We start from the raw sequence: 770 nt of genomic DNA, 5'->3' as shown, positions 1-770 counted from the left end.
AACCGCGCGCCACCCCCGCCCCGCCAACGTAGAGCTCCCCCACCGCGCCAAACGGAACCAGCCCGCCATGATCATCCAGCAGATAGACCACCGAATTCCGGATTGGTCGTCCCAGTGGCACCCGCTGCTGGCCGTCGAAGCCAGCAGGCACCGGGTAGCAGAGACTGAAGGTGGTGTTCTCAGTCGGGCCGTAGCCATTTGAGATTCGCAGCGTCGGATGTCGCGTCTGACATGCTCTGATGGAACTGGCTGAGACCTCTTCGCCCCCGACCAGCAGTTGCTGCAGCCCACTGGTGCTCCGCCCCTCCCCGACATAGACGTCGAACAACCGCGCAGTCATCCAAGCGATAGTGATGCCTTGGTCTTGGATGATCCGGGCCAGCGTTGCCGTCGAGAGATAGCGTTCAGGATAGAGCACAACACTGGCGCCGTTCGCCAAGGCTCCCCAGACTTCGAACGTGGTCGCATCGAATGTCGGCGAGGAAGCGTTGAGAAAAACGTCCTGCGGCGAGATCTCGACGAAATCGTTCTCCGCCACCAGACGCACCACTCCGCGATGCTCGACCATGACCCCCTTGGGGGTGCCTGTTGATCCGGAGGTGTAGATCACATAGGCGAGATGGCGCGAGGTCAGACCAAGCGCGCGCGGGTCCGGATCCGACGCCGGCAGGTTTGCCCATTCCGGCGTCGCCGCCAGATCCACCAGCGTCAGATCGCGTAGCGCACCGTCGCCCAGCGCCGATCGCCCCGCTGCATCGGCCAGCAGCACT

Annotated in this window: 1 protein-coding gene; it reads right to left on the bottom strand. The window is 63.6% G+C overall.

Translation table 11 applies throughout. The features are described from left to right. Positions 1–770: AMP-binding protein (locus IVA79_RS36640; protein ID WP_247562173.1), on the bottom strand; the 770-nt coding region annotated here is incomplete at both ends.

Origin of the sequence: Bradyrhizobium sp. 138 (assembly GCF_023074075.1) — a bacterium.
Taxonomy (GTDB): Bacteria; Pseudomonadota; Alphaproteobacteria; order Rhizobiales; family Xanthobacteraceae; genus Bradyrhizobium.
The sequence above is the reverse complement of the archived record's forward strand: the minus strand, read 5'-3'. Positions and strand labels throughout refer to the sequence as shown.